Raw genomic sequence first — 1231 nt, 5'->3', positions numbered from 1 at the left:
CCCACTTCCAGTTCGATTCTGTCATTGGCAAACTGAAATATCTCTTTGGCCAGTATACTTTTGAGTAAGGCAATGGTTTCCATGTTGTTACCCGCCAGTACGGTTTTGATGTCGTTGCCCGTTTCAATCGTGGTGGTTCTTCCTCTGCCAATCGTGGTCGTTTGGCTGCCGTCTACATCTAAAGTGCGGTGGTTTTTGATAAAGTTTCGTTGGTCGTGTTTGACCACCGTTTCCATATCCCGCTCTGCGTGTTGATGAAACAGTTCATCATTGGTGGCATCGTCAAACATGATGCTGTTGTAGCCGTTGCCTTTGTAGGTCTTTGAACGGATATGCATTTGGGTCATGGTATGCGGGAGGTTGCCCGGGGGAATTTGTAGGGCATTGTAGACCCGATGGGTGATAACCGGTTGGTCTGGGTCGCCATCTAGAAAATCCACCACCACTTCTTGACCAATACGCGGCAGCGCTAACATGCCCCACCCTTGTCCTGCCCAAGGGTGGGCTACGCGTATCCAGCAGCTGCTGTGGTCATCTTGTTTCCCCGCTCTGTCCCAGTGAAATTGCACTTTGACGCGTCCGTAGTTATCGGTGTAGATTTCTTCTCCTGCCGGACCGGTGACGGTGGCCGTTTGTGCATAAATTTGTGGCTTTTGCGGCACATTGGCGCGGTAGTTTTGGTTTTTCGGTATTACCTTAAATTGGGTGGTTAAATAAGTGCCTGTGGATTGGTTTGTATGTTGCGCTTCTTCCTCTAAGGCTTGAGCTTGTTCGCCTCGGCATATGACTTCGGTAACTTGCCAGAGGGTGTTCCAGGGGAGGTGAGGGTGGTGAGTGAGGGATAATAATTGACCGCAACACAGTTGCGCACTGTTGCTGCGACCTTGTCCTTGATGGGCATCCCGTCGCAGTTGGTCTAAGCGATAAGTGGCATAATCTAATCCCACATGACTGGCTTTATAACGTCCAGGATAATCAAAATGCTCATAGCCGAGACGTTGGTAGCGGCTGTCATCGGCATGGGCTTCTTTTTCGGCTTGCGCGGCCCAGTTGGGGTGTTTGAAGGTGTAATCTTTTAAGACCACATCCGTCGGGCGAACCTGTTCACCAAAGCGGAAGTCGGTAATGCTATCTTCTTGTAATTGGGCGGTAGTATGGGGATTATAAGGCAGGGTGAGGGCGTGATTGGCTTCTAGTCGTGCCGCCACATCACAGAGAACTAAGGTGTTTT

General features: G+C 50.2%; 1 protein-coding gene. It reads right to left on the bottom strand.

From position 1 onward, the window contains the following. A partial coding sequence (gene tssI, locus CVP05_RS05900) for a type VI secretion system tip protein TssI/VgrG (RefSeq protein ID WP_133118707.1) occupies positions 1-1231 on the bottom strand: 1231 nt, incomplete at both ends.

This window comes from Conservatibacter flavescens (assembly GCF_002795425.1).
GTDB classification, from domain to species: domain Bacteria; phylum Pseudomonadota; class Gammaproteobacteria; order Enterobacterales; family Pasteurellaceae; genus Conservatibacter; species Conservatibacter flavescens.
The sequence above is the reverse complement of the archived record's forward strand: the minus strand, read 5'-3'. Positions and strand labels throughout refer to the sequence as shown.